At 67.1% G+C, this 25,297-nt stretch carries 20 protein-coding genes and 1 riboswitch; of the genes, 5 read left to right on the top strand and 15 right to left on the bottom strand.

Annotated features, from left to right (window positions below; all coding sequences use genetic code 11):
* Positions 1-92: 92 nt before the first annotated feature.
* Complete coding sequence (locus HUK72_RS15885) at positions 93-446, bottom strand: YraN family protein (RefSeq protein WP_176597581.1); 354 nt, start codon at positions 444-446, stop codon at positions 93-95.
* Positions 443-1,285, bottom strand: a complete 843-nt coding sequence (gene rsmI, locus HUK72_RS15880; RefSeq protein WP_176597580.1) for a 16S rRNA (cytidine(1402)-2'-O)-methyltransferase — start codon at positions 1,283-1,285, stop codon at positions 443-445. The genes HUK72_RS15885 and rsmI overlap by 4 nt, the downstream gene beginning before the upstream one ends.
* An 11-nt stretch (positions 1,286-1,296) precedes the next feature.
* Here rsmI and HUK72_RS15875 point away from each other — a divergent pair, with 11 nt between their 5' ends.
* Positions 1,297-2,499, top strand: a complete 1,203-nt coding sequence (locus HUK72_RS15875) for a penicillin-binding protein activator (RefSeq protein ID WP_369805971.1) — start codon at positions 1,297-1,299, stop codon at positions 2,497-2,499.
* A 128-nt stretch (positions 2,500-2,627) separates the two neighbouring features.
* Here HUK72_RS15875 and HUK72_RS15870 read toward each other — a convergent pair whose 3' ends face one another.
* Together HUK72_RS15870 and HUK72_RS15865 are read right to left on the bottom strand one after the other, a co-directional pair.
* Entirely contained in the window at positions 2,628-3,407 is a 780-nt protein-coding gene (locus HUK72_RS15870; RefSeq protein WP_176597579.1) for an ABC transporter ATP-binding protein, read from the bottom strand.
* Positions 3,401-4,396: an iron ABC transporter permease gene (locus HUK72_RS15865; RefSeq protein WP_176597578.1), complete on the bottom strand. Its 996-nt coding sequence runs from the start codon at positions 4,394-4,396 to the stop codon at positions 3,401-3,403. Before HUK72_RS15865 ends, HUK72_RS15870 begins: the two co-directional genes overlap by 7 nt.
* A gap of 173 nt (positions 4,397-4,569) precedes the next feature.
* On the opposite strand from HUK72_RS15865, the gene HUK72_RS15860 reads away from it, so the two are divergent.
* The gene (locus HUK72_RS15860; RefSeq protein WP_176597577.1) at positions 4,570-5,412 is read left to right on the top strand and encodes an ABC transporter substrate-binding protein; all 843 of its coding nucleotides are present in this window, start codon (positions 4,570-4,572) and stop codon (positions 5,410-5,412) included.
* 7 nt (positions 5,413-5,419) lie between these two features.
* Here HUK72_RS15860 and HUK72_RS15855 read toward each other — a convergent pair whose 3' ends face one another.
* Positions 5,420-7,234, bottom strand: a complete 1,815-nt coding sequence (locus tag HUK72_RS15855; RefSeq protein WP_176597887.1) for a TonB-dependent siderophore receptor — start codon at positions 7,232-7,234, stop codon at positions 5,420-5,422.
* A gap of 170 nt (positions 7,235-7,404) precedes the next feature.
* Positions 7,405-7,633: riboswitch (cobalamin riboswitch) on the bottom strand.
* A gap of 68 nt (positions 7,634-7,701) precedes the next feature.
* Here HUK72_RS15855 and HUK72_RS15850 point away from each other — a divergent pair.
* Together HUK72_RS15850 and HUK72_RS15845 are read left to right on the top strand one after the other, a co-directional pair.
* Positions 7,702-8,691 carry a threonine/serine dehydratase gene (locus HUK72_RS15850; protein ID WP_176597576.1) on the top strand — a complete coding sequence of 330 codons (990 nt, stop codon included), beginning with the start codon at positions 7,702-7,704 and terminating at the stop codon, positions 8,689-8,691.
* Entirely contained in the window at positions 8,691-9,227 is a 537-nt protein-coding gene (locus HUK72_RS15845; protein WP_176597575.1) for a molybdenum cofactor guanylyltransferase, read from the top strand. Before HUK72_RS15850 ends, HUK72_RS15845 begins: the two co-directional genes overlap by 1 nt.
* 84 nt (positions 9,228-9,311) lie before the next feature.
* On the opposite strand, the gene cobA is transcribed toward HUK72_RS15845, so the two are convergent.
* The 7 genes from cobA to HUK72_RS15810 form a co-directional block, all read right to left on the bottom strand.
* Positions 9,312-10,094 (bottom strand): uroporphyrinogen-III C-methyltransferase, encoded by a 783-nt coding sequence (gene cobA, locus HUK72_RS15840; RefSeq protein WP_176597574.1) that lies wholly within the window; start codon positions 10,092-10,094, stop codon positions 9,312-9,314.
* On the bottom strand, positions 10,081-12,690 hold the full coding sequence (locus HUK72_RS15835) for a nitrate reductase (RefSeq protein ID WP_176597573.1): 2,610 nt from the start codon (positions 12,688-12,690) through the stop codon (positions 10,081-10,083). The genes cobA and HUK72_RS15835 overlap by 14 nt, the downstream gene beginning before the upstream one ends.
* Before the next feature lie 108 nt (positions 12,691-12,798).
* The gene (nirD, locus tag HUK72_RS15830; RefSeq protein WP_176597572.1) at positions 12,799-13,134 is read right to left on the bottom strand and encodes a nitrite reductase small subunit NirD; all 336 of its coding nucleotides are present in this window, start codon (positions 13,132-13,134) and stop codon (positions 12,799-12,801) included.
* A gap of 5 nt (positions 13,135-13,139) precedes the next feature.
* Positions 13,140-15,644 (bottom strand): nitrite reductase large subunit NirB, encoded by a 2,505-nt coding sequence (gene nirB / locus HUK72_RS15825; RefSeq protein ID WP_176597571.1) that lies wholly within the window; start codon positions 15,642-15,644, stop codon positions 13,140-13,142.
* Between the two features lie 302 nt (positions 15,645-15,946).
* Complete coding sequence (locus tag HUK72_RS15820) at positions 15,947-17,203, bottom strand: NarK/NasA family nitrate transporter (protein WP_176597570.1); 1,257 nt, start codon at positions 17,201-17,203, stop codon at positions 15,947-15,949.
* A gap of 293 nt (positions 17,204-17,496) precedes the next feature.
* A complete protein-coding gene (locus HUK72_RS15815) occupies positions 17,497-18,699 on the bottom strand; it encodes a CmpA/NrtA family ABC transporter substrate-binding protein (protein ID WP_176597569.1) in 1,203 nt (400 codons plus the stop codon).
* Positions 18,699-19,277, bottom strand: a complete 579-nt coding sequence (locus HUK72_RS15810) for an ANTAR domain-containing response regulator (protein ID WP_176597568.1) — start codon at positions 19,275-19,277, stop codon at positions 18,699-18,701. The genes HUK72_RS15815 and HUK72_RS15810 overlap by 1 nt, the downstream gene beginning before the upstream one ends.
* 183 nt (positions 19,278-19,460) lie before the next feature.
* Here HUK72_RS15810 and HUK72_RS15805 point away from each other — a divergent pair, with 183 nt between their 5' ends.
* Positions 19,461-21,038 (top strand): ABC-F family ATP-binding cassette domain-containing protein, encoded by a 1,578-nt coding sequence (locus HUK72_RS15805; protein WP_176597567.1) that lies wholly within the window; start codon positions 19,461-19,463, stop codon positions 21,036-21,038.
* Between the two features lie 9 nt (positions 21,039-21,047).
* On the opposite strand, the gene HUK72_RS15800 is transcribed toward HUK72_RS15805, so the two are convergent.
* From HUK72_RS15800 to HUK72_RS15790, 3 genes are read right to left on the bottom strand one after another with little or no spacing between them, the layout of a single operon-like run.
* On the bottom strand, positions 21,048-22,577 hold the full coding sequence (locus tag HUK72_RS15800) for a DHA2 family efflux MFS transporter permease subunit (RefSeq protein WP_176597566.1): 1,530 nt from the start codon (positions 22,575-22,577) through the stop codon (positions 21,048-21,050).
* A gap of 10 nt (positions 22,578-22,587) precedes the next feature.
* Positions 22,588-23,739: an EmrA/EmrK family multidrug efflux transporter periplasmic adaptor subunit gene (locus HUK72_RS15795; protein ID WP_176597565.1), complete on the bottom strand. Its 1,152-nt coding sequence runs from the start codon at positions 23,737-23,739 to the stop codon at positions 22,588-22,590.
* Entirely contained in the window at positions 23,732-25,276 is a 1,545-nt protein-coding gene (locus HUK72_RS15790; protein WP_176597564.1) for an efflux transporter outer membrane subunit, read from the bottom strand. The genes HUK72_RS15795 and HUK72_RS15790 overlap by 8 nt, the downstream gene beginning before the upstream one ends.
* Between the last annotated feature and the right edge of the window lie 21 nt (positions 25,277-25,297).

Raw genomic sequence — 25,297 nt, 5'->3', positions numbered from 1 at the left:
CGCCGAGCGTTAGCGAGGTGGTTGCCTTCGCTTACGCTCAGGCGAGGGCTTCGACTTCGCTCAGCCCGAACGGAATGGAGGGCGCATTTGCCTTACCCTCCATGCCAGACATTGGCCAGATGGCGCGGCGGACGGCCCGGCGCAAGGAGCATCACGTCGATTCGCATGTCGTCGCCCGGTTTTGCGAAGTCATGGAAGAGGATTTCCGCCGCCGCCGCGACCCGCGCAAGGCGCCGTTCGTCGATGGCGAGGTCGAGATCGGCGCCGGTGGCGCGGGCCTTGACCTCGACAAAGGCGAGCATCCCGCCGCGCCGGGCGACCAGATCGACCTCGCCCGCAGGCGTGCGCATCCGGCGGCCGACGATCTGCCAGCCCTTCAGGCGCAGCCACCAGCCGGCGATGCGCTCCGCCTGCCGTCCGCGCTTTTCGGCGGCCTGGCGTCTCATGCCTTGAGTTCCAGCGCGCGGTCGTAAAGGGCGCGGCGGTCCAGGCCCAGTTTCTTCGCCACCTCCCCCGCCGCCTTGGAGACGGGGAGGCGTTCCATCGCCTCCAGCAAGGCCGCGTCTGCATCTTCGGCGCTGGCGGGGGGCGCTTCGCCGGGCGGGCCGACGGTGACGACGATCTCCCCCTTGGGCGGGGCGTCGGCATAGCGGGCGGAGAGTTGCGTCAGCGTGCCGGTGGCGGTTTCCTCAAACGCCTTGCTGATCTCGCGGGAGACGGCGGCTTCGCGGTCGCCCAGATGCTCGGCCATGGCGGCGAGGCTCTCCGACAGGCGCGGGCCGCTTTCGTAGAATACGAGCGTGGCGCGCAGGGCGGCGACTTCGCTCAGCGCATCGCCCCGCGCCTTCTGCTTGGAGGGCAGGAAACCCATGAACAGGAAGCGGTCGGTGGGCAGGCCCGACAGGGTGAGCGCGGCGATGGCGGCGCTGGGGCCGGGCAGCGTCGTGATCCTGCGTCCGGCAGCGCGGGCGTCGCGCACCAGCTTGTAGCCCGGATCGGAGATCAGCGGGGTTCCCGCATCCGACAGCAGCGCCACCGATTCGCTCGCCATCCGCTCGATGAGCCGCAAGCGCACCCCTTCGGCGCTATGGTCGTGATAGGGGACCATCGGCCGGTCGGACCCGGCATGGCGCAGCAGACGTGCGCTGACCCGTGTATCTTCCACGGCGATTACATCGGCCAGCCGCAGGACTTCGGCCGCGCGAGGGGTTAGGTCTCCAAGGTTGCCGATCGGCCCCGCAACGATGTAAAGCCCGGCATCAAGCCTAGAAGGTTCAGTTTCCATAAGGATGCCAGATGACAGAGACGGATGCCCCCCGGCAAGCGGACTTGTTCGCTTCGATGCGACGCGCCGGGCGGATTTTGTTCGCCGCGACGGCTTTGCTGGTCGCCGCCTGTCAATCGATCGTGCCCAAGGGCCCCGGTCCGGCGCAGCCCGGTGGGCCGACCCAGACCGGTCCGGAAGTCACCGAAGGCCTGCCCACCGACACGCTGCGCCATCGCGTCGCGCTGCTGGTGCCGATGAGCGGTCCCAATGCGGGCGTCGGCCAGTCCATCGCCAACGCGACCACGCTGGCGCTGCTCGACACCAAGGCCGACAAGGTGCGCATCACCACCTATGACACGGGCGGCGGCGCGGCGGCGGCGGCGAACAAGGCGCTGGCGGACGGCAACAAGCTGATCCTGGGGCCGCTGCTGGCAGAGGACGCGCGGATCGTCGGGCCGATCGCCGCGCGGGCGAACGTGCCGGTCATCAGCTTCTCCAACGATGTCAGCGTGGCCGGGAACGGCGTCTACATCATGGGCTACAACCCCCATCAGTCGATCGAGCGGGTGGTGGCGTTCGCCAAGGGCAAGGGCCTGTCGCATTTCGCCGCGCTGGTGCCCAAGGGCACTTATGGCGAGCGGTCGGGAACGTCGCTGCTGCGCGCCGTGGAGGGCGCCGGCGGGACCGTCGTGTCGATGCAGACCTTCGACCGGACCCCGGCGTCGATCACGGCGGCGGTGAAGAAATTGCAGGCTTCCTCCAGCTATGACGCGCTGCTGATCGCGGACAGCGGCCGGGTGGCGATGCAGGTCGCGCCGATCGTGCGGAAGAATGGCGGCGCGACGGCGCGGCTGCTGGGCACGGAATTGTGGAACACCGACAGCGGCCTGGCGTCCAGCCCGGCGCTGCGCGGCGCCTGGTTCGCCAGCGTTTCGGATGGCCTCTACGGCCAGCTCGCGACCAAATATCGGGCGCGCTACGGCAATGCGCCGTTCCGGCTTTCGGCTTTGGGCTATGACTCGGTGCTGCTGACGGTGCGGATCGCGCGCGAGTGGAAGCCGGGCACCACCTTCCCGGCGGCGCGGCTGCGCGATCCGGGCGGCTTTGCCGGGATCGACGGGGCGTTCCGCTTTGGGCGCGACGGGATTGCGGAACGGGCGCTGGAGGTTTCGGAGATCGGCGCGGGTACGTTCACGGTGGTGGCGCCCGCGCCCCGGGCCTTTGCGGAGTAGGGGCGCCTCCTCCCCCCTCTTTCATCACGTCGTTCCCGCGAAGGCGGGAACCCATCTCCTGAACGCCCCGCCTGGGGTGACCTATGGGAGATGGATCCCCGCTTCCGCGGGGATGACGGTGAAAAGATTCAGCCCCTGACCCTCCCGACAGGCAAAATCAGCGGCCACTCGCCCCGTGCATCGATACGAGCGGAAATGCCGTAGACGCCGGCGAGCCGATCCTCCGTCAGCACCTCCAGCGGTGCGCCGTCGGCCACCAGCGAACCGCGATCCATCAGCACCAGCCGGTCGCAATAGCGCGCCGCCATGCCAAGATCGTGCAGCACGGTAACGACCAGCGAACCGACCCTCGCCTCCGCCTTGAGCAAGTCCATCACGTCGATCTGATGCCCCGGATCGAGCGCCGCCAAAGGCTCGTCCGCGATCAGCGCGGGCGCGCCGACCGCCAATGCACGGGCGAGCAGCACGCGGGCGCGCTCGCCGCCTGACAATTCGGTCGCCACCCTGCCCTTCAGATGCAGCACGTCGGCGCGGGCGAGGGCGGCGTCGATCTGCGCCTCATCCTCCGCGGAAAGGCGCGACAATGGCCCCAGATGCGGCATCCGGCCCAGCGCCACCAGCCGCTCGACCGCCAAGGGCCAGTGCAGGCTCTGCCCCTGGGGCAGATAGGCGATGCGCCGGGCGATCTCCCGCCGGTTGAGGCGGGCGCTGTCGGCGCCGTCGATCAGCACGGCGCCGCCGTCCCGCTTCGCAAGGCCCAGCATGGCGCGGATCAGGGTCGACTTGCCCGCGCCATTGGGGCCGATGATGCCGACGAGCTGCCCCGGCTCCAGATGAAGGTCGACGCCGTTCACCGCCGGATGACGGCCGAGGCGGACGGACAGGCCCTGCGCCTGGATAGTCACCATAACCGCCGCTCTCGCATCAGGTGGATCAGGAAGACGGGCACGCCGAGCAGCGCCGTCAGCACGCCCAGTTTGAGTTCGCTGCTGGTGGGAATGAGCCGGACGCCGATGTCCGCCAACGTCAGCAGCACCGCGCCGCCCAGCATGGAAGGCAGCAATATGGCGGAGGGCGAGCGATCGGTCAGCGGCCGCACCAGATGCGGCACGATCAGGCCGACGAAGCCGATCGCCCCCGACACCGCCACCGCGCCGCCCACGCCGATGGCGACGCCCAGCATCAGGCGCAGACGCGCCTGGCGCAGATCGATGCCCAGCGCCTGCGCGCCGTCCTCCCCCAAGGTCAGCGCGTCCAGCGTGCGCCCGTCCGCGATCAGCAGCGCCGCCCCGACCGTCACGCAGGGCAGCGCGATCCAGACATGGCTGTAAGCGCGGTTTTCGAGGCTGCCCATCAGCCAGCTCATAATCTCCATCGCGGCGAAAGGATTGGGGGAAAGGTTCAGCGACAGGCTGATCCCCGCCCCCGCCAGCGTGGCGATGGCGATCCCGGCGAGGATCAGGGTGAGCGGGCTTTCGGCAGGCCCGGCGAGCAGGAACAGCGCGCCGATGCCGATCAGGCTGGTGGAGATGGCCAGCGCGGGAAGGGCCAGCGGGTGAAGCTGCGCCAGACCGAAATAGAGCGCGCCGACGGCGCCGAGGGCCGCGGCATTGGACGCGCCCAGCACCGATGGTTCGGCCAGGGGGTTGCGCAGATAGCCCTGAAGCGCCGCGCCCGACAGGCCGAGCATCGCGCCAACGATCAGGCCCAGCAGCATGCGCGGCAGCCGCAGGTCAATGAGGATGGCGCGGGCCACCTCATCGCCGCCGCCGGTGAGGACGGCGAGGATGCGCGCCGGGGAAAGCGGCACGGTGCCGAGCGTGAGCGAGCCGAGGGCTGCGATCAGGGCCAGCAGGGTCAGGACGGGTATGAGGAGTGGGTGGCGACGCGCGCTCATGACTTGCGCGTCCTTCGTTGCTTGCTACAGCGTCTCCTCCAGTGCTTCGTGCTCCTGCGAAGGCAGGAGTCCAGTTCGGGCGTTTGGACTGGGCTCTCGTGAGCCACTCGTCTCACTCGAGTGCCTTCGCAGGAGCACGGTAGTTTATTGAGGCACGATCCGGGAGCAGCAGGATGCGGCGCAGAATAATCATCGCAACGCTCTGCGCCTTCGCCCTGACCGGCGCCGCGCCCGCTCCGCCCCAGCGGATCGTGTCGCTCAACACCTGCGCCGACCAATATGTGCTGGCGCTGGCCGATCCGGGGCAGATCGCGGCGCTCAGCCCCTATGGCCATGATCCGGAACTGTCGGCGGCGGTCGGCAAGGCGCGCCGCTTCAGGACGCTCAGGCGGCCCGCCGAGGAAGTGCTGGCGATCCGGCCCGATCTGCTGGTCGGCTTTCCTTCGGGGGGCAGCGTCGTGGGCGCGCCTCCGGGACAGTGGCGGACTTTGGGGCTGGCGAGCGCGGACAGCTACCCCATGATCCTCCATCAAATCCGGCAGGTGGCGGCGGCGGTCGGCCATCCGGAACGGGGCGAAGCGATGATCCAGGCCATGAACCGCGACCTTGCCGCCCTGCCCCGCCCCAGGCGCGGCGGCGTGGCGGCTTATTATCAGCGGCGCGGCTATATGACCGGCACCGGCACGCTGGTCGACGACCTGATGAAACGCGCGGGCCTGGTCAATCTGGCGGCCAGGCTGGGCAGGCCCGCTTTGTCCCAGGTCCCGCTGGAGGAAATGATCGCCGCCCGCCCGGACTGGCTGATCGTCGAGAGCGGCAGCGAGGCGGTCGTCGACCAGGGGACGGAAATGCTGCACCACCCCATCCTGCGCGCCATCCCGCGCATCCGCGTGCCGCAGGCGTGGACGGTGTGCGGCGGCCCCGCTTATGTCGAGGCGGCGCGGTCCATCGTGGCGCAGCTTGACGGCGCCGCGCAGAAGGGCGTGGCGCAGGTGAACCCCGCGCCACGCCGGTAAGCCTTTCTCAGAAGCGGACACGCACGCCGCCGAAGGCCGAGCGGCCATAGGTGCCATAGCCATAGACGGTGGCGTATTCCTCATCGGTGAGATTGTCGATGCGGCCGTATATCTCCAGATTCTCCAGGATCGGGAAGGACGCCCGGATGTTCGCCACCGCATAGCTGTCCAGCCGCACCATATTGGTCGCATCGTTGAAGCTGTCGCCCACCATGGTCAGCGTCGCGCCGGTCGACAGGCCGAAGGGCCAGACATAATCCGCCGAAACGCTGACCGCATTGGCGGCGCGGCGCGGCAGGCGGGCGCCCGTGTCGCGGTCGCGCGCGTCGACATAGCTGTAGGCGGCGGTGAACGTCAGCGCATCGACCGGCTTCAGCGTCAGCATCGCCTCCACCCCCTTGGCGCGGGTGCGGTCGAGATTATTGTACCCGCCATAGAGGCCAATCGAATAATCATAATTGATCTGGTCCTTCGTATCCCGGCGGAAAGCGGTGACGGACAGCAACAACCGATCCCCATCCAGCCGCTGGTCGAAACCTATATCATAGCTTTTCGACCGTTCCGGACGCAGGCCGCTATTGCCCACATCAGTGCCGTAGAGCTGATAGAGCGAGGGCGCTTTGAATCCTTCACCATAGCTCATGCGGATATTGGTCATGCCATGATTGGGCGTATAATTGACGTTGGCGCCAAAGGTCGTCGCCCCGCCGAACTGGCTGTGATCGTCATGCCGCACGCCGCCGGTCAGCGACAGGCCGGCCAGAGGCTTCACGATCGCCAGCGCATAAACGCTGTCGATATCGGCCTTGTGGCTTTCGACCGATCCGAAGCCGGAGAAATCATAGTCCGGCCGTTCATGTTCATAGCCGAAGACCAGCTTAGCTTGATCGACCGGCTGATAGATGCCCTCATATTCGAAGCGTAAATTGGTGCCCGAATAGCCATAAGGCCCAAAAGCCGATGTATAGTCGCGGTCGATGCGGAACCAGGTCACCGCCGCGCGGTTGGTCAGCCTGCCGTCGAACAGCGCCAGGTTCAGCCCGGCATAGCCGACATATTGGTCCGATTTCGCGCTGTCGACGGTACTGTCCACCACCCCATTGTCGGTATCCAGATCGGCGTGGATATAATAGCCGCGCAGGTCGAGGCTGAGCGCATCGTTGAAATCGAGCTTCAGCTTGGCGTTGGCGGCGATATTCTCGTAACCGTCCTTTTCCGCGCCGTTGGCGGCGGCGGAAATGCCGTCGGTGCTGAAATAGGCAAGGCCGACGCCACCCGATGCGATGCCGCTGCCGCCCGAAATATCGGCCTTCGCGTTCAGCGTGTCGCTATAGCCATAATCAACTGAGGCGTTGCCGCCGAAACCCTGGGCGGGCGCGCCGGTCATGACATTGACGACGCCACCGATCGCCTGACTACCGTAGACGATCGAGTTGGAGCCGCGCAATATTTCGATGCGCTGGATATTGCCGGTCAGCAGATTGCCGAAATCATACATGTCACCGATGCCGCTGGTGTCGTTTACCTTGACCCCGTCGATCAGCACCAGCGTCTGTGTCGTTTCCGCACCGCGCAGCGAAACACCGGTCACGCCGCCCAGGCTTCCGCTGCGGTTGACCCGAATGCCCGGGGTGGTGGCCAGCAGATCGGTCACGCTGACGCTCTGGCGGGTGCGGATGGTGTCGGCGTCGATGACGGTGACGGCCTGGCCGACTTCGTCGCTGGGCTGCTCTATGCCGAGCGCGGTGACGATGATCTCATCCTCCGCCCATGCAGGCGCGGCCGCCAGCAGAGCGGCCAGAGTGACGGTGGTCTTCAACATTCTATCTGTTTCCCTGAGCGTCGCTGCGACTTCATGGCCCAGGGCTTCCGCGCAAATGCGGTCGGAACGGGGAAAGTCGACGCCAGTGCCCTGCCCCGCACCGATGCGGCCCTGCGCCGCTGCGTCGCTCAGACGGAAACACCGTGCCATGGCCATTCCCTGGGCCAAGGCAAGAGCGACCATGCGCCGGCAGGTCTCCTGGCTCGCGGGTCAATGCGGCGATGCACGCCTTCCCGGACTTGTCGTCCAGTGGCCGGTCGTTCGACCCCCGTCGTTCGACCGAAGTGCATCGCGCTCACCGCTTACAGTTGCAGGGACAGCCGCGGAATAAGACGGTTTCCCGTCCGCACCGCATTCCCGTTTTCAGCCCTTCCGGGCACCGGCGCGATCTTCTTTGCGCACGGGGTTTGTCCCCGCCCGCGCCCCGCGCCATAAGGGAAAGCAGCCGCCATGCCAAGAGGAGCCGCATGACCGAGATTTTCGCCATTGCCGCCGCCGATGTCGAGGATGCGGCGCGGGTCATCGCGCCCGCCGCGATCCTGACGCCGCTGCTGGAGAATGCGGCGCTGAACGATCGCTGCGGGCGCCGCGTGCTGGTGAAGTTCGAGGGCGCGCAGCATAGCGGTTCGTTCAAGTTCCGCGGCGCCTATAACCGGCTGGCGCGACTGAACGCGGCGGAGCGGCGAGCGGGCGTCGTCGCCTGGTCGTCGGGCAATCATGCGCAGGGGGTGGCCTTTGCGGCGCGGCTGCTGGGGATCGCGGCGACGATCGTGATGCCCGCCGACGCGCCCGCCATCAAGGCGGCCAATACGCGGGCGCTGGGCGCGGAAATCGTCCCCTATGACCGTTTCACCGAAAGCCGGGAGGCCATCGCGACGGCGCTGGCGGCCCAGCGCGGCGCGGTGCTGGTGCCCTCCTTCGACGATCCCTTCATCATGGCGGGGCAAGGGACGATCGGGCTGGAGATCATGGCGCAGGCGGCCGAACTCGGCGTGGAGGTCGGCCAGATACTGGTCAATTGCGGCGGCGGCGGCATGGTGTCGGGGATCGCGACCGCGGTGAAGGCGCGACGGCCCGATGTCGCCATCTATGCGGTCGAGCCGGAAGGGTTCGACGATACGGCGCGGTCGCTGGCCAACGGAATGCGGGAAAGCGTGTCGCCCGATGCGCGATCGATCTGCGACGCCTTGCTGTCGCCCTCGCCGGGGGAGCTTACTTTCCCGATCAACCGGGCACTGTTGTCCGGCGGGCTGACGGTCAGTGACGCGTCGGTGCGCGACGCCATGCGCTTCGCCTTTTCGGCGTTGAAGCTGGTGGTGGAACCGGGCGGCGCGGTGGCCCTGGCGGCGATGCTGGCGGGGCTGGCCCCAGCGGCGGAAGGCGCGAGCGTGGTGGTGATTTCAGGCAGCAATGTCGATCCGGACGCCTATGCCCGGATCATTTCGGGAGAGGCCTGATGCGGTTGCTGGGCGCGGTTCTGGCCGGGGGGCGGTCCAGCCGGTTCGGCAGCGACAAGGCGTTGGCGATGCTGGATGGACGGACCTTGCTGACGCATGCGGCAGCGGCGATCGGGCGCCATGTCGAGACGGTGGTGGTTTGCGGGCGGCAAGTGGAGGGAATGACCGGACTGGCGGATCGTCCGGCGGCGGATATGGGGCCGCTCGGCGGGCTGAACGCGGCGCTGCATCATGCGCTGGCGGAGGGCTATGACGCGGTGCTGACGACCGGGTGCGATGTGCCCGCCTATCCGGACGGGCTGGCGGAGGCGCTGGTTGGGGATGGCGCGGCTATCCTGAAGGGGCAGCAATTGGCGGGGTTTTGGCCTGCTTCGCTGGCTGGCGAACTGGATGCGCATCTGGCCGAGGAGAATAATCGGTCGATCTATGGCTGGCTGGAGCGGATCGGCGCGCGGATCGTCGAGCGGCCGGAGTTTGTGCTGCCGAATATCAACCGAGTGGAGGATTTGGAGGAGTTGGAGAAGGGCAACCGATAGTATTTCGTGCTCCTGCGTAGGCAGGAGCCCAGATCGAACGGCGGGACTGGACTCCTGCCTTCGCAGGAGCACGAAGCGCTGTAATTATTCGGTCAGCGCGACGCTTGCAGCCACTTCCACCGGAACATAAGTCCCCGCCACCGCCTCTCCGATCATCAGCAGGGTCGGGTCTTCATCGCTGATCGTCTGCACCAGGAAGGCCAGCGCCGACAGCTTCCCCCGGATCAGCCGCTCATTGGGCAGCGAGACATTGACCGCCACCATCACCGGCGTCTCCGGATCGCGCCCTGCCGCGATCAGCGAGCGGCTGATTTCCGCCGCCGCCGCGCGGCCCATATAGATGCCGAGCGTGCCGCCGGGCCGCGCCAGCATCTCCCAGTCGAGCTTCAACGGCTCGCCTGCCTTGAGATGCGCCGTCACCAGCGTCAGCCCCCGCGCCACGCCGCGCAGGGTGAGCGAGGCATGACCGCTCGCCGCCGCCGCGCTGGCCGTGGTGATGCCGGGGCAGATGCGGAAAGAAATGCCATCCGCCGCCAGATGCTCCATCTCCTCCGCCGAGCGGCCGAAGACCGACGGGTCGCCGCCCTTCAGGCGCACCACCCGCTTGCCCGCCTTGGCGGCGGCGAGGAGCAGGTCGTTGATGCTCTCCTGCGCCTTCGAATGGCGGCCGGAGCGCTTGCCGACGCTGACCCGCTCGACGCCTTCGGGGATCAGGTCCAGCACGCCCGGACCCACCAGCGCGTCGTAGAAGACGATCTCCGCCGCCGCGATCAGCTTTTCGGCCTTGCGGGTCAGCAGGTCCGGGTCGCCCGGACCCGCGCCGACCAGCCAGACCTGTCCGGGGGCGATAAGCTCATTCGGCTGCATGGAGCGTCTCCTGCGTGGCTTGGGCGAGGATGTTGGCGAGCGCGGGGCGGCAAGACCCGCAATTGGTTCCGGCGCCGATCGCCTTGCCGATGGCGGGCACGTCGACCAGTTGCTGATCGCGGATCGCCGCCATGATCTGGTAAAGGCCGATGTCGAAACAGACGCAGACGGTCGGCCCCTTGTCGGGCTGGTTGCCCGGCCCGCGCGCGGCAAGGACGGAAGCCCCCACCCCCTCGACTTCAAGCTGGCTGATGAGCCAGTCGCGCGAGGGCAGCAAGCCGGTGCGGGTGACGAACAGCACGCCCGCAAGGCGGCCTTCGCTGATGATGGCGACGCGGCGGGTGCCCCGCGTCTGGTCGATGGCTTCGACGCGGTCGCCCTTGGGCAGACAGGCCTCCAGCCGCACAGGATCGCCATTGCCGGCGATCTCGTACAACGCGCCGCCCGGCACGGTGATCCGGGTGGACCAAAGGCAGGGCAATTTGGCGGGTTGATCGCCGCGCAGGATCAGGAAGCCCTTCCATTCGGTCGCGACCTTCTCGACGCTGGCCGGGGTGGATTTGAAGCCGGGCTGGCCGGAATGGGGATCGACCAGCGGACGGGGCAGCAGGCCGGTGCGGCCGCCGCTCGACATCTGGTCGGTCCAGTGGATCGGGGTGAAGATCTCGCCGGGGCGCTGCCCTTCGCTGATCTCCACGCGGAAGAGGCTGTTGCCCTGCGCGGTCTGGACGCGGGCCAGATCGCGGTCGACGATGCCCAGCGCTTCGGCGTCCTGCGGATGGATTTCCACCAGCGGTTCCTCGCGATGGCGGGCGAGCTTGGGCGACAGGCCGGTGCGGCTCATCGTATGCCACTGATCGCGATAACGCCCGGTGTTGAGCGTCATCGGCCATTCCTTCAGCGGCGCCTGAATGTCCATCTGCCTGGCCAGGACCAGCCGCGCCTTGCGGTCGGGCGTGGTGAAGCCATGGGCGAACGGCGCGTCGCCGCCCCAGCGGAACGGCTCCATCGCCTCATAGGCGTCGTTGCCGATGGTGGCGTGGCTGCGCAGGTTCAGCACGCGCTGGCCGTCATTCTGATAAGCGGTCAGGCGGGCATGTTCGCGCCAGATGTCGGCGGGCCGGTCATAGGCGAAGGCGTTGCGCCATCCCATGCGGCGGCCGACTTCCTTGACGATCCACCAGTCGGGCTTCGCCTCGCCGGGCAAGGCCAGGAAAGGCCGCTGGCGGCTGACGGTGCGGTCCGAATTGGTGACGGTGCCGTCCTTCTCGCCCCAGCCGGCGGCGGGCAGGCGGACATGGGCATGGGTGCTGCTGTCGGTGTCGGCCATGATGTCCGAGACGACGAGGAAGGGAACCGCCTCCAGCGCCTCGCGCACGCGGCCCGCGTCGGGCAGCGAGACGGCGGGGTTGGTCGCCATCACCCAGAGCGCCTTGACCCGGCCCTCGTTGATGGCGCGGAACAGGTCGACGGCTTTCAGGCCCGGCTTGGTCGCCATGGTCGGCGCGGCCCAGAAGCGGCCGACGCGTTCCACATTTTCCGGGGCGAAGTCCATATGCGCGGCGAGGGTCGATGCCAGCCCGCCGACCTCGCGACCGCCCATGGCGTTGGGCTGGCCAGTGATCGAGAAGGGCACCGCGCCCGGCTTGCCGATGCGGCCGGTGGCGAGATGGACGTTGATGATCGCGTTGACCTGATCGGTGCCGCGGATCGACTGGTTGATGCCCTGGCTGAACATGGTGACGGTGCGCGGGGTCGCGGCGAACAGCTTGTAGAATTGTTCGAGGAGCGCCGGGGCGATGTCGCAGGTCTTCGCCGTCGTCCACAGGTCGTGGCCGGTGCGGATATGTTCCCAGAAACCTTCCGGCGCGCTCACATGGTCAGCAACGAAGGCCGGATCGGTGATGCCTTCCGCGTCACACCAGGCGAGCAGGCCGTTCATCAGCGCGACGTCGGTGCCCGGCTTGACCGGCAGATGCAGGTCGGCACCCTCGCAGGTTTCGGTGCGGCGCGGGTCGATGACGACCAGCTTCGTGCCGCGCGCGGCGCGGGCCGCCTGGATGCGCTGATAGACGATCGGGTGGCACCAGGCGGTGTTGGAACCGACCAGCACGATCAGGTCCGCTTCCTCCAGATCATCATAGGTGGCGGGCACGACATCCTCACCGAACGCCCGGTTGTGCCCGGCGACCGCGCTCGACATGCAGAGGCGGCTGTTGGTGTCGATGTTGGAGGAGCCGATGAAGCCCTTCATCAGCTTGTTGGCGACATAATAATCTTCGGTCATCAACTGGCCGGAGACGTAGAAGGCCACGCTGTCGGGGCCGTGGCGTTCGACGGTTTCGCGGAACTTCTTCGCGACAAGGTCCAGCGCCCTGTCCCAGCTTGCCCGCTTGGCGCCGATCATCGGATGCAGCAGGCGGCCTTGCAGGCCCACCGTCTCGCCCAGATGCGTGCCCTTGGAGCAGAGACGCCCGCCATTGGCCGGGTGCGCTTCGTCGCCCTTGATCGTGACCGACCGGTTGCCGGTCGGCGTGGCCGAGATGCCGCAGCCGACGCCGCAATAGGCGCAGGTGGTGCGGATGGCCTGAGTCATGCCTTTACCTCATTTCCTGAAGAGAGAATTGGGTGGAGGCGCGTGCCGCAAGGGATGACCAGCACGCCGCCTCCACCCTGGTCCCCGCTATAAGTGGGGACCGGAAGTTCATGCAGCCGCCTTGAGCGAAGCCGGGCGGGCGATCAGGATGCGACCGCCCTCTTGGCGGACCTCGATGGTCGGCGTGCAGCCCTCGTCATTGCCCTGCGCCTCGCCCGTCTTCAGGGCGATGTTCCAATTGTGCAGCGGGCAGGCGACGCTGTGGCCGTGCACGATGCCCTGGCTCAGCGGGCCTTGTTTGTGCGGGCATTCGTTGACCAGCGCGAAGACATGGTCGTCGCCGGTGCGGAATATGGCGATTTCCTTCTCCCCGGCGATCTGAACCGTGCGAGCGCCGCGCTGGGGAATGTCGGCCAGCGTTCCGATGTCGATCCAATCGGTCATGTCGTTCACTCCGCAGCGATGGCGATAGGGGCGAGAGGCTGGTGCAGTTCACTGTCCGCACCGGCTGCGCGCTGCGCCCAGGGATCATCCTGGCTGAAGCTCTGCGAATAGAGGAAGCGGCTGCGCAGTGCTTCGCGGCCCGCATCGTCTTCCACGATCCGCTGCTTGATATAGTCGACGCCGACACGCTCGATCCACGGCGCGGTGCGCTCCAGATAGCGCGCCTCCTCGCGATAGAGCTGGGTGAAGGCGGCGCAATAGTCCATCGCCTCCTGCTCGGTCGCGACCTTGCACAGCAGGTCGGTGGCGCGGACATGGATGCCGCCATTGCCGCCGACATGCAGTTCGTAGCCCGAGTCCACGCAGACCACGCCGAAATCCTTGATCGTCGCCTCGGCGCAATTGCGGGGGCAGCCCGACACCGCGATCTTGAACTTGTGCGGCATCCACGACCCCCAGGTCATCCGCTCGATCTTGACGCCAAGGCCGGTCGAGTCCTGCGTGCCGAAGCGGCACCATTCACTGCCGACGCAGGTCTTCACCGTGCGCAGCGACTTGCCATAGGCATGACCCGACACCATGCCCGCGGCATTGAGGTCGGCCCAGACAGCGGGCAGATCTTCCTTCTTGATGCCGAAAATGTCGAGACGCTGGCCGCCCGTCACCTTCACCATCGGCGCATCATATTTCTCGACCACATCAGCGATGGCACGCAGTTCACGCGGGTTGGTGAGGCCACCCCACATGCGCGGAACGACCGAATAGGTGCCGTCCTTCTGGATATTGGCATGCATGCGCTCATTGACGAAGCGGCTCTGCTGGTCGTCCTGATATTCGCCGGGCAGCGCGCAGAGCAGATAATAGTTCAGCGCTGGGCGGCAGGAGGAACAGCCGTCCGGCGTTGACCAGTGCAGCAACTGCATCACTTCCGGGATCGAGCGCATATTCTGCGCCACGATCTCGCGACGGACATCATCATGGGTGAAGCTGGTGCATTTGCACATCGTCTTGGGGCCGGACTGGACGTCATCGCCCAACACCACCGCCAGCAGATTTTCGACCAGACCGGTGCAGCTACCGCAGCTTGCCGACGCCTTGCAGGTGCCGCGCACCGCGTCCAGGCTGCAAGCGCCCTTTTCGATGCAGGCGACGACCTGGCCCTTGCTGACGCCGTTGCAGCCGCAGATCTCGGCATCGTCCGAGAGCGCCGCAACGGCCGCCTTAGGGTCCAGCGCGCCCCCTCCCGAGGCGAAGGCCTGACCGAAGATCAGCAAATCGCGAATGTCCGCGACATCCTCTTCGCGCTTGAGCATGTCGAAATACCAGCCGCCATCGACGGTATCACCATAGAGCACCGCGCCGACGATCCTGTCGTCCTTGACGATGACGCGCTTGTAGACGCCGCGGGAGGCGTCGCGCAGGACGATGTCCTCGCAACCCTCGCCGCCCGAAAAATCACCAGCCGAGAAGACGTCCAGACCCGCGACCTTGAGCTTGGTCGAGGTAACCGAGCCCTTGTAGCCGGTATGCTGGTCGGTCAGGCCGTCCGCCAGGCTGCGGCACATGTCCCACAGCGGCGCGACAAGGCCATAGACATTGCCGTCATGTTCAACGCATTCACCGACCGCGAGGACATCGGGGTCGCTGGTGACCATATGATCGTCGACCTTGATGCCGCGATTGACCTCCAGCCCGGCTTCGCGGGCGAGAGCGGTCGAGGGGCGGATGCCCACCGCCATCACCACCAGGCTCGCCGGGATTTCGGTGCCGTCCTTCAGGCGGACGCCCTCGACCTTGCCGTCGCCATAAATGGCTTCGGTGTTGGCGCCGGTCAGGATGGTCTGGCCGCGCCCTTCCAGCGCGCTCTTGAGCAGCCAGCCCGCCGCTTCGTCGAGCTGCCGCTCCATCAGCGTGTCCATGAGGTGGATGACCGTCACCTTCATGCCGCGCAACGTCAGGCCATGCGCCGCTTCCAGGCCGAGCAGACCGCCGCCGATCACCACCGCGCTGCCGCCCTTATCGGCGGCTTCCAGCATGGTGTCGACATCCTTCATGTCGCGGAAGCTGATGACGCCGGGCAGATCCTTCCCCGGAACCGGGATGATAAAGGGGTCCGATCCCGTGGCGATCAACAGCTTGTCATAGCCGACGGTGCGACCCGATTGGCTCGTGACGGTCTTGGCGGCGCGGTCTATGGCCGTCACCGGATCGCCCGCGATCAGCTCGATATTGTTCTCGCTGTACCATTCGCGGGTGTTGATGATGATGTCATCAAAGCTCTTTTCCCCGGCCAGAACCGGCGAGAGCATGATGCGGTTATAGTTCACATAAGGCTCTGCGCCGAAGATGGTGACGCGATAGCGTCCCTTGTCCCGCGCCAGCAGTTCCTCGACTGCGCGGCAACCGGCCATGCCGTTGCCCACGACAACCAGATGTTCCTGAACATCCTCGGACGGCACGAAGATGTCCTCTTCATTCGCCGTTTCCGGTCCGTTGTTCTGAAAATCCATCCCTTGACTCCAGAATAAAAAAAAGGCCGCCATCCGGACCCTTGGGCTTTGAACCCAAAGGTCTGGATGGCGGCCTTGCCATCATGTGCGCTTTGCCGGCCCGTCCCTGGACCAGCGCAGCTATGGAAGAAGGACAACCCTGTCCTTTGCACTGCAGCATATTCTTTTGACGATTCGCGTCAAGCGATTCCTCGCGACACGATGTATTTTTGCTTGGATGATGCCCAGCAGCATCGCAAACGCAAAAAGGGCGGCGGCCTTTCGCGGGCCGCCGCCTCCCCTCCTGTCAGAACGCGAAGCGCTCAGATGCGCGCAGCGCTGGTCCAGGTCGCGCGCCAGCGGGCGCGAACCAGCGAGATGCCGAGGAAAGCAACCAGGGCCAGACCCGCGAAGATCAGAAAGCCGGGCGCGAAGCTGCCGGTGAACTGCTTGGCGATGCCCAGCGACGAGGCAAGATAGAAGCCGCCAATGCCGCCCGCCATGCCGACCAGGCCGGTCATGACGCCGATTTCCTGCGCGAAGCGCTGCGGCACGAGCTGGAAGACCGATCCGTTGCCCACGCCCAGCGCCAGCATCGCGGCGACGAAGAAGCCCAACGCAGAGACCAGCGTCGGCGCGTAGGCGACCCCGGCCAGCGCCAGTGCGGCCATGATATAGACCATCATCAGCGCCTTGACGCCGCCGATCTTGTCGGCCAGCGCGCCGCCCATCGGACGGATCAGCGATCCGGCGAACACGCAGCCCGCGGTGCAGTAACCCGCCACCACCGGAGTCAGGCCGAACTGGTCAGTGAAGTAGATCGGCAGCGAGGCGGCCAGACCGACGAAACCGCCGAAGGTCACGGCATAGAAGCCCATCAGCCACCAGGCGTCAGCGCTTTTCAGCGGGTGGAAATAATCGACCAGCTTCTTGGGCGCGGGCGCATTGGGCGCATTCTTCGCCATGATCATATAGACGACGAACACGATGGTCAGCGGAATGCAGGCCAGGCCCAGCACCGCGTTCCAACCGAACGCCTTGGCCAGCATCGGCGCGAACAGCGACGCCAGCACCGTGCCCGAATTGCCCATGCCCGCAAGGCCCATGGCCTTGCCCTGATGCTCGGCCGGATACCAGCGGCTGGCGAGCGGCAGCGCGATCGCGAAGCTCGCGCCCGCAAAGCCCAGGATGACGCCCAGCGCCAGCGTGCCGCCGAAGCTGTTGACGCCCAGGAACCAGGCCGTGAACAGGCCCAGTATGACGATCACCTGGCTGATCGCGCCCGCCTGCTTGCAGCCGATCCGGTCGACCAGCAGGCCGTTGACGACGCGCAATATGGCGCCCGCCAGGGTCGGAACCGCGACCATCAGGCCCTTTTCAGCGGGCGTCAGGCCCAGCGTCTTGGAGATGGAGGGCGCCAGCGGCCCCAGCAGCACCCACACCATGAAGGCAAGGTCGAAATAGAGGAAAGCGGCGATCAGGGTCGGCGTATGCCCGGCCTTCCAGAAACTGGTCTGGCCGGCCTCCCCTTCGCCTTCTGGAGCTTCACCCTCCGGGCGCTCCCAATAAGCAGTTGCCATGATGACGTCCCTCAATCTTATGAAATGGACACGAAAAAAGCCGCGTCCGGACCTCGCTCATCGCGAAATCCGGCCAGCGGCTTTGCTGTAAAATCGGAGGGAGAACGCAATCCCAGCCTTGGGAGGGGCTCATCCCGAAAAAACGCGCTTCGTCGCGCGACTCCTGCCTTATCCCGCGAATCGTCTCATGTTGCAAGGCACAAAATTTGCGGGAGTGGAGGGACGAGATTCGATGCCCATCCAATCAACCCACGTCATGCTGAAGAGGGGTGAAGGTTGCGTCTCGATCCCGCTTAGAAACTCGCCAGGAAATCCTCGACCCGCTCGGGGTCGAACACCCGGCCATCGAAGAAACTGTCCGGTCCCAGCGTCAGCTCGCCCCGCTTCGATCCCACCGCCAGCGGAGAGGCCACCGCGCCCTCCACCTTCATGCTGGCCCCCGGCATCGCCACATCGCTGTCGGCCAGCGCCCGGCGGAAGATGTCGGGCCGGAACACCGACGCAGCCTTGGCGGCATTGTCCGGGCTATGCTCCACCATCTTCCAGCGGACGAGTTGCGAATAGATCCACAGCGCCTGGCTGCGCCACGGAAAGGGCGTCGCTTCCCGCGAGAAGAGCATGAAATCGGGCATGGACAGCGGCGCCATGTCCACCCGCGCCACGATCCCGCCGGACAGGGCGCGCAGGATCACCTCGGCGGGCTGGTCGACATATTGCGGCTGCGACAGGAGATGCGCCAAAGCCTCATGATGTTCCGGCTCGTCGCACCAGGCCGCCGCCCGCACCAGCGCCCGCAGCAACCGGTCGACGCTGTCGGGATTTTCCTCCAGCCAGGGCGTGCGGAAGGCCAGCACCTTCTCCACGCCGCGCCGCCAGATGCGTTCCCCGATCGCCACCGCTTCGGCCAGCCCTGCGTCGACCGCCGCGCTGCCCCAGGGTTCGCCCGCGATGAAGCCGTCAATCTCCCCGGCGCGCATCGCCTCCACCGTCAGCGAGGGCGGCAGCACCCGCAGCACCACGTCGCGGTCCGGGTCGACGCCCGCGCTCGCCAGCCAGTAGCGCAGCATGACGGAATGGCTGGAATAGCGGTGGACGACGCCGATCACCGGCTTGCGCTTCCAAAGCCCGATGGCGGCGGCGAAATCATGCGCCGTGCCCAGCGGATCGTCGAGCCGGGCGGCAATGTCGGGGTCAAGCGCCTGCGCGAATTCGCTCGCCATCACCAGCATGTTGCCGTTGACGTTGAGCTTGTAGGGGGCGGAGAGCGGCGCGGCCTGCTGGCTCAACCCCAAAGTCACCGCGACAGCCAGCGGCGCCAGCATATGCGCGGCCTGCACCTGCCCGAACACCAGCCGGTCGCGCAACGTCGCCCAACTGGTCGTGCGAACCAGGTCGAGATGCAGCCCCTCCTCCTCCGCGAAACCCTTTTCCCGCGCCACCGCCAATACGGCGGCGTCGGTCAGCGGCAGGAAGGCGATGCGCAGGTCGGTCGTCATCACATCCCTCCCAAAAGGTCGCTGGCCGTGATGAGGGCCTGGGCGACGTCCACGATCTTCTTCCCCTGATTCATCGCGCTCGACCGCAGCAGCGCATAGGCATCGGGTTCGCTGAGCCCCCGCTGGCTCATCAATATGGATTTGGCGCGGTCGATGATCTTGCGGTCGCTGAGCGCCGTGCGCGCCTCGTCCAGCTCGGTCTGGAGCCGGGCGAAGGCGTTGAAGCGCCGCACCGCCAGTTCCAGCACGGGCTTCACCCGCTCCTTGCGTAGCCCATCGACAACATAGGCAGACACGCCCGCGTCGATGGCCGCGCCGATCATGCTGTCGTCCGACTGGTCGACGAACATGGCGATGGGACGGGCCAGCGCGCGGCTGACGGTCAGCATCTCCTCCAGCGTGTCGCGGCTGGGGCTGCCCAAGTCCATCAGCACGACGTCGGGCGCCATGCGCTCCAGCCGCGCGACGAAGCCGCCGCGCGGCGGGACGATGTGAATATCGTCATAGCCGGCCTCGCGCAGTCCTTCTTCCAGGACCGTCGCGCGCAGGCCGCTGTCGTCGATGATGACGATTCGCATGGACCCCACCTTTTTGCCTTCAGTGGCCGCGATGCTGCGTCGCGTCAATCGGGCGCAATGCGGGATGGTTGCCAAGCAAGGCACCGCCCTGTATCACCGCCCGGCATTTCCCGGAGGACCCCGTCATGGACAAGCATCTGATTGCAAAGCCCAATCGCTCTGCTTTCAGGAAAGTCTCCGTTCATGCCCTCCATCGTCATTTCCCATCTCAACTGGTCCGCGCCTGACGGCACATCCGTCCTTTCGGACCTCGATTTTCGTTTCACGACCGAACGACTCGGCCTTGTTGGGCGCAATGGCGTCGGCAAGTCGACCCTGCTCGCGCTGATCGCGGGGACAAAGGCTCCCGCCAGTGGCAAGGTCCAGCTCGACGGCAGCGTGGCAACCTTGCACCAGACGGTCCAGGTGGCGCCGGAGGAGCGTATTTCCGACCTTTTCGGCGCGGGCAAGGCGCTGGCCCTGCTCGCCAGGGCGGAACGCGGCGAGGCGAGCATGGCCGAACTGGAAGCGTGCGACTGGACCCTGCCCGGCCGGATCGAGGAAGCGTTGGATGAGGTCGGACTGGCGGCGGACCCGGACACGCCGCTGCTGGCGCTGTCCGGCGGCCAGCGCAGCCGCGCCGCGCTGGCGGGGGCGGTCTTCGCCCAGCCCGATTTCCTGCTGTTGGACGAGCCGGACAATAATCTGGATGCGGAGGGACATGCCGCCTTGCTGGGCCTGCTTGGCCGGTGGAAGGCGGGCGCGATCGTGGTCAGCCATGACCGCGCCCTGCTGGAAGCCATGGAGGCGATTGCCGAGCTGACGACGCTTGGGATCAGCCGGTATGGCGGCAACTGGACCGCCTATCGCGAGCGCAAGGCGATCGAGCTGGCCGCCGCCGGCCAGGCGCTGGAGCAGGCGGAGCGGCGCATGAAGGACATGGCCCGCCGAAGCCAGATCGCGGCGGAGCGCAAGCAGCGCCGCGACGCCGCCGGGGCACGCAAGGGGGCGAAGGGCGACATGCCGCGCATCCTGATCGGCATGCGCAGGAACCGGGCCGAAGGGTCCGGCGGCGACGCGGCGCGGCTGGCCGAACGGCTGCGCCGGGATGCGCGGGAGGCAGCGGAGGCAGCGCGCAGCCGCATCGAGATCGTCGAGAGCCTGACCGTCGAACTGCCCTCGACCGGGGTGCAGGCGGATCGGCCGATCCTTCGGCTGGAGCATGTGACGGCGGGCTACCGGCCCGACGCGCCGGTGCTGCGCGACCTTGACCTGCGCGTCGCGGGGCCGGAACGGATCGCCGTCACGGGTCCCAACGGCGCGGGCAAATCGACTCTGCTGAAGCTGATCGCCGGGATGCTGCCGCCACTCTCCGGCACGGTGCGCCTGTCGGTGGATTGCGCCCTGCTGGACCAGCGCGTCAGCCTGCTCGATCCGCAGGCCAGCATTGCCGACAATTTCGCCCGGCTGCATCCGGAGGCTACGGACAATGTCGTGCGGGCGGCGCTGGCCCGCTTTCGCTTCCGCGCCGATCTGGCGCTGCAAAGGGTGGGAAGCTTGAGCGGCGGACAGCTATTGCGCGCCGGCCTGGCCTGCGTGCTGGGCGGGGATGCGCTGCCGCCGCTGCTGATGCTGGACGAGCCGACCAATCATCTCGATCTCGATTCGATCGCTGCAATCGAACAGGGGCTGGCCGCCTTTGACGGGGCGCTGATCGTCGTCAGCCATGACGCCGCCTTTCTGGACGCGATCGGCATCACGCGACAGGTCAGGCTGGAATAGGCGCTCCGCTCAATGCGCCGCCGAAGCTTCCACCTTCGCCATCGGACGCGGGGCCAGCCACACCACGGCGGCGGCCAGGAACAGCACCAGCGCGGCGATGAAGAAGACATGGTCCATCGACACCAACTGCGCCTGCGCGTCGACCAGATTGGCCACCATCTGCCGCGCCTGATCCTGGGTAAAGCCACGGCTCGTCAGGTCGGCCATGGTCGCATCGGCGTTGAGCCTGCCGACCATCTCGTTGCGGGACACGCGCTGTCCGTCGCCCCAGCCCGTCAGCACGAGCGAGGTCGAGATGGCGACGGCCAGGGTGCGCAGGAAATTCTGCATGCCTGCGGCCGAGGCAGTCTCCTCCGGCCGGACCGACCCCAGGGTCAGCGTCGTCAGCGGAATCATGAAGAAGGGCATGCCAAAGCCCTGGACGAGTTGCGGCAGGGCGATCGTCCAGAAATCCGCGTCGGTGGTCCAATGGGCGCGCCACAGCGTCATGAGGCCGATCCAGGCGACCGCGCCGGAAATCATGATGCGCACATCGACCTTGTTGATCAGCCGGCCGGCGACAGGCGCGACGAAGATGGCGGTCATCGCCGTGAAGGCTGTCGCCAGGCCCGCCCAGGCCGCGGTATAGCCCATCGACATTTGCAGCCATTGCGGGATAACGACGATGCCCGCGAAATAGGCCCCGAAGCAGAGCGCCAGGGTGAACACGCCGGATGTGAAGCCGACATGGCGGAACACGCGCAGGTCGACGATCGGATGCTCCTCCGTCAATTCCCATATGATGAACACGCAGAAGCCGACCGCCGCCAGCACCGCCAGCACCACGATCAGCGGGTCACCGAACCAGTCATGGTCGCGCCCGATGTCCAGCATGATCTGCAGGCAGCCGATCCAGAAGATCAGCAGCGCCAGGCCGATATAATCGATGGGCAGCTTCACCCGCTCCGTTTCCACCGGGGGCAGCAGCACCATCGCGGAAAAGACGCACAGGACCGCGATCGGCAGGTTGATGAAGAAGATCCAGTGCCAGCTCCAATTGTCGCTGATATAGCCGCCGATGATCGGTCCCATGGCGGGACCGAGCAGCGTCGTCATCGCCCATAATCCCATGACGCGCCCGCGCTGTTCCGGCGGGAAGATGCGCATCAGCAGCGTCTGCGACATCGGCATCAGCGGCCCGCCGCACAGGCCCTGGCCGATGCGGCACACCACAATCATGCCGAGGCTCATCGACAGGCCGCACAACAGCGAGAACAGGCCGAAACCGACCATGCCCAGGATGAACAGCCGGACCGCGCCGAAACGCTGCGCCAGCCAGCCGGTCAGCGGCACGCAGATCGCCTCCGCCACGGCGTAGCTGGTGATGATCCAGGTGCCCTGATCGGCGGAAATGCCCAGATTGCCCGCGATATGCGGCACCGACACATTGGCGATGGTGAGGTCGAGCACGACCATGAAATTGCTGAGCGCCAGCGTCAGCCCCGCCAGCAGGCGGTGACGGGGCGACAGGAGCGCGAATGTCTCGGCCGGACGGCTCACCAAAGCTTCCTTATTCGCCGGAAAGGTCGATCTCGGCTTCCATGGAGAGGCCGACGCGCAGCGGATGCTCGGCCAGCTCCTTTGGGTCGAGCGCGATGCGCACGGGCAGGCGCTGCACCACCTTGATCCAGTTGCCGCTGGCGTTCTGCGCCGGGATCAGTGCCATCGAAGCGCCGGTGCCGCCCGCGAAGCCGACCACCTTGCCATGATAGACGACGCCGCCGCCATACAGGTCCGACGTGGCGGTGGCGGGCATGCCGACCTTGACCCGGCCAAGCTGGCGTTCCTTGAAATTGGCGTCGACATAGACCTGGGCGAGCGGCACGATGCTCATGATCGGGGCGCCCTGCGCCACGCGCTGGCCGACCTGCACCGACCGCCGCGTCACCACGCCGTCGATCGGGGCGCGGATGACGGAACGGCCAAGATCAAGCCGGGCATTGTCCAGCTTCGCCTTGGCCGCCAGCACGGCGGGATCGGTGTCGACCGTCGACCCGCGCACCAGCGCGTCATTGGCGGCAAGCTGGCCGCTGGCCGCGCCGCGCGTCGCTTCCGCCGTCGCAACCCCGGCCTTCGCCAGATCGAGCGCCGCCTGCGCCGCGGCATAGCCTTTGCGCGCACTGGTCAGCTCCTCCCCCGACACGGCGCCGTTGGGGGCCAGCGCCTCCCGCCGGCGGAGGTCGATCCGGGCCTTGTCGAAATCGGCCTGCGCCGTCGCCAATTGGGCGCGGGCCTGGTTGATGTCCGCGCCCCGCGCCTCGACCTGGGCGGCCAGCGAACCGCTGGTCGCGACGGCCTGGCGGAAACGGCGCTTCGCTTCGGCCAGCTCCGCCTCCGCCTGCGCCACGGCGATGCGGGCGTTGGTCGGGTCCAGCTTCACCAATATGTCGCCGCGCCTGACCGATTGCGTGTCCGTCACCAGCACTTCGACCGCCTGGGCTGAGATCAGCGGCGTCACCTGCGCCACCTCCGCATTCACATAGGCGTTGTCGGTGCCGACATGGTTGCGGCCGACCAGCAGGTACCACAGGGTATAGGCCGCGCCCGCGATCAGCACGGCCAGCGCCAGTCGCACCAACCATTTCCGGCGGGTTTCCTGACGCTGCGCGGCGACTTGCGCCTTGCTCGCTTCGGACGTGAATTCTGGCGTGACGTCAGCCATGGGGCGTATCCTTGGGCAACTGAAGCGGGTTCTGCGCGTCGCTGGCGGCAAAGCCGCCGCCCAGCGCGCGAATGAGGGCAATGTCCAGAGTGAAGGCGCTGGCCTCCAGCTCCGCGACGGTCTGACGGGTGGCCAAAAGCTGGTCCTCCACGTTCAGCACGTCAAGATAGGTGTTGAGGCCGCCTTCATAGCGCTGGCGGGCGATGCCATAGGCTTCCTCCGACGCGGCCAGAGCGGCGCGGGCGTCGGCCAGCCGCTGATCCAGCGCGCGGCGTCCGGTGACGGCGTCGGCCACCTGCTGATAGGCGCCCAGCACCGTCTTGTCATAGCTGGCCACCGCCTCGTCATAGACGGCGCGGGCGCCGCGATATTGGCCGCTGAGCGCGCCGCCATGGAAGATCGGCAGGCTGACCGCCGGCCCGGCATTGCCGAACAGCGAATCCTTCTTGAACAGCGTGTCCGCGAAGGAGCTGGCTCCGCCGGCAAATTGATTGCCTTGAACCACCGTCTGATAACCCAGCGACTGCACGCCGATCAGCGCGCTCAGGCGAATGGCGGGGAAGAAGTCGGCCCGCGCCACCTTGATCCGCTTGGCCGCCGCCTCGGTCCGGGCAAGCGCCGCCGCGATGTCCGGACGGCGGGCGACCAGATTGGTGGTGACGTCGGTGGGCAGGCCCAGCGGCCCCGGCCTGGTGAGTTGCGGCCGGGCGATGGCAAGGCCCCTGTCCGGCCCTGCCCCGATCAGCGCGGCGATCTGATGCCGGCGCACCGCGATCGCCTGATCGGCGGCGGCGAGCTGCGCCTTGGCGGAGGAGACGGTGGCGTCGGCCTGGCGCTCGCTGCCCCGCGTCTCCAGGCCATTGGCGCGGCGGTCCGCGACCAGCTTCTGGCTGGCGGTGCGGATCTCCAGCGCCCGCGCCTGAATGTCGCGCTCGTCATGGAGGCGGGCGAGATCGGCATAGGCGTCGGCCACGGCGGTCGCCAATGCCAGCCGCGCCTGCCGCGCATCGATCTGCGCCGCGCGCGCTTCGGAGGTCGCCGCCGCCAGCGCGGCGCGATTCTTGCCCCAAAGATCGAGGTCGAAACCGAAATCCAGCGCCACCCGGCCCGTGCCGAGCCAGCCCTTCGGCACGAATTCCTTGGGCATGCCCATATTATAGCTGGATTTGGTCACGCCGCCGCTGGCGTCCAGGTCCACCGACGGCAGCAACGGCGCCCCCGCCTGCTGCGCGACCGCGCTGGCCTGGGCGAAGCGGGCGGCGGCGGCGCTCACGTCGGGCGAGCCCTTCAGCCCTTCCTCGATCAACCCATCCAGTTGCGGATCGCCATAGGCCTTCCACCAGCCTTCGGACGGCCATTGGGCGGCATTGTCCGCCTGAAGGCTGCGCTCCGCCGCGATGCTGCCGGGGGCGCGCACCTCCGGCTTCGGGCCAAGATCGGGCACCGCGGCGCAGGCGGACAGCAGGGCCAAGCCCCCTGCCAGAAACCCGGCCCGGCCAGAGAGAAGGGAAAGGTTCGAGAGGCGACTCGCGGACATATCAAACCGTACCAAATAGTA

The sequence above is a fragment of the Sphingobium sp. 15-1 genome (assembly GCF_013375535.1).
Taxonomy (GTDB): domain Bacteria; phylum Pseudomonadota; class Alphaproteobacteria; order Sphingomonadales; family Sphingomonadaceae; genus Sphingobium; species Sphingobium aromaticivastans.
The sequence above is the reverse complement of the archived record's forward strand: the minus strand, read 5'-3'. Positions and strand labels throughout refer to the sequence as shown.

Excerpts from the sequence above, each read along its gene's own strand:
- HUK72_RS15875 (WP_369805971.1), top strand. The coding sequence starts at position 1,297 with ATGACAGAGACGGATGCCCCCCGGCAAGCGGACTTGTTCGCTTCGATG.
- HUK72_RS15865 (WP_176597578.1), bottom strand. The coding sequence starts at position 4,396 with ATGAGCGCGCGTCGCCACCCACTCCTCATACCCGTCCTGACCCTGCTG.
- HUK72_RS15810 (WP_176597568.1), bottom strand. The coding sequence starts at position 19,277 with ATGCGAATCGTCATCATCGACGACAGCGGCCTGCGCGCGACGGTCCTG.
- HUK72_RS15850 (WP_176597576.1), top strand. The coding sequence starts at position 7,702 with ATGACCGAGATTTTCGCCATTGCCGCCGCCGATGTCGAGGATGCGGCG.
- HUK72_RS15885 (WP_176597581.1), bottom strand. The coding sequence starts at position 446 with ATGAGACGCCAGGCCGCCGAAAAGCGCGGACGGCAGGCGGAGCGCATC.
- HUK72_RS15845 (WP_176597575.1), top strand. The coding sequence starts at position 8,691 with ATGCGGTTGCTGGGCGCGGTTCTGGCCGGGGGGCGGTCCAGCCGGTTC.
- HUK72_RS15805 (WP_176597567.1), top strand. The coding sequence starts at position 19,461 with ATGCCCTCCATCGTCATTTCCCATCTCAACTGGTCCGCGCCTGACGGC.
- nirB (WP_176597571.1), bottom strand. The coding sequence starts at position 15,644 with ATGGATTTTCAGAACAACGGACCGGAAACGGCGAATGAAGAGGACATC.
- cobA (WP_176597574.1), bottom strand. The coding sequence starts at position 10,094 with ATGCAGCCGAATGAGCTTATCGCCCCCGGACAGGTCTGGCTGGTCGGC.
- rsmI (WP_176597580.1), bottom strand. The coding sequence starts at position 1,285 with ATGGAAACTGAACCTTCTAGGCTTGATGCCGGGCTTTACATCGTTGCG.
- HUK72_RS15855 (WP_176597887.1), bottom strand. The coding sequence starts at position 7,234 with ATGTTGAAGACCACCGTCACTCTGGCCGCTCTGCTGGCGGCCGCGCCT.
- HUK72_RS15870 (WP_176597579.1), bottom strand. The coding sequence starts at position 3,407 with ATGGTGACTATCCAGGCGCAGGGCCTGTCCGTCCGCCTCGGCCGTCAT.
- HUK72_RS15820 (WP_176597570.1), bottom strand. The coding sequence starts at position 17,203 with ATGGCAACTGCTTATTGGGAGCGCCCGGAGGGTGAAGCTCCAGAAGGC.
- HUK72_RS15795 (WP_176597565.1), bottom strand. The coding sequence starts at position 23,739 with ATGGCTGACGTCACGCCAGAATTCACGTCCGAAGCGAGCAAGGCGCAA.
- nirD (WP_176597572.1), bottom strand. The coding sequence starts at position 13,134 with ATGACCGATTGGATCGACATCGGAACGCTGGCCGACATTCCCCAGCGC.
- HUK72_RS15815 (WP_176597569.1), bottom strand. The coding sequence starts at position 18,699 with ATGACGACCGACCTGCGCATCGCCTTCCTGCCGCTGACCGACGCCGCC.
- HUK72_RS15790 (WP_176597564.1), bottom strand. The coding sequence starts at position 25,276 with ATGTCCGCGAGTCGCCTCTCGAACCTTTCCCTTCTCTCTGGCCGGGCC.
- HUK72_RS15835 (WP_176597573.1), bottom strand. The coding sequence starts at position 12,690 with ATGACTCAGGCCATCCGCACCACCTGCGCCTATTGCGGCGTCGGCTGC.
- HUK72_RS15860 (WP_176597577.1), top strand. The coding sequence starts at position 4,570 with ATGCGGCGCAGAATAATCATCGCAACGCTCTGCGCCTTCGCCCTGACC.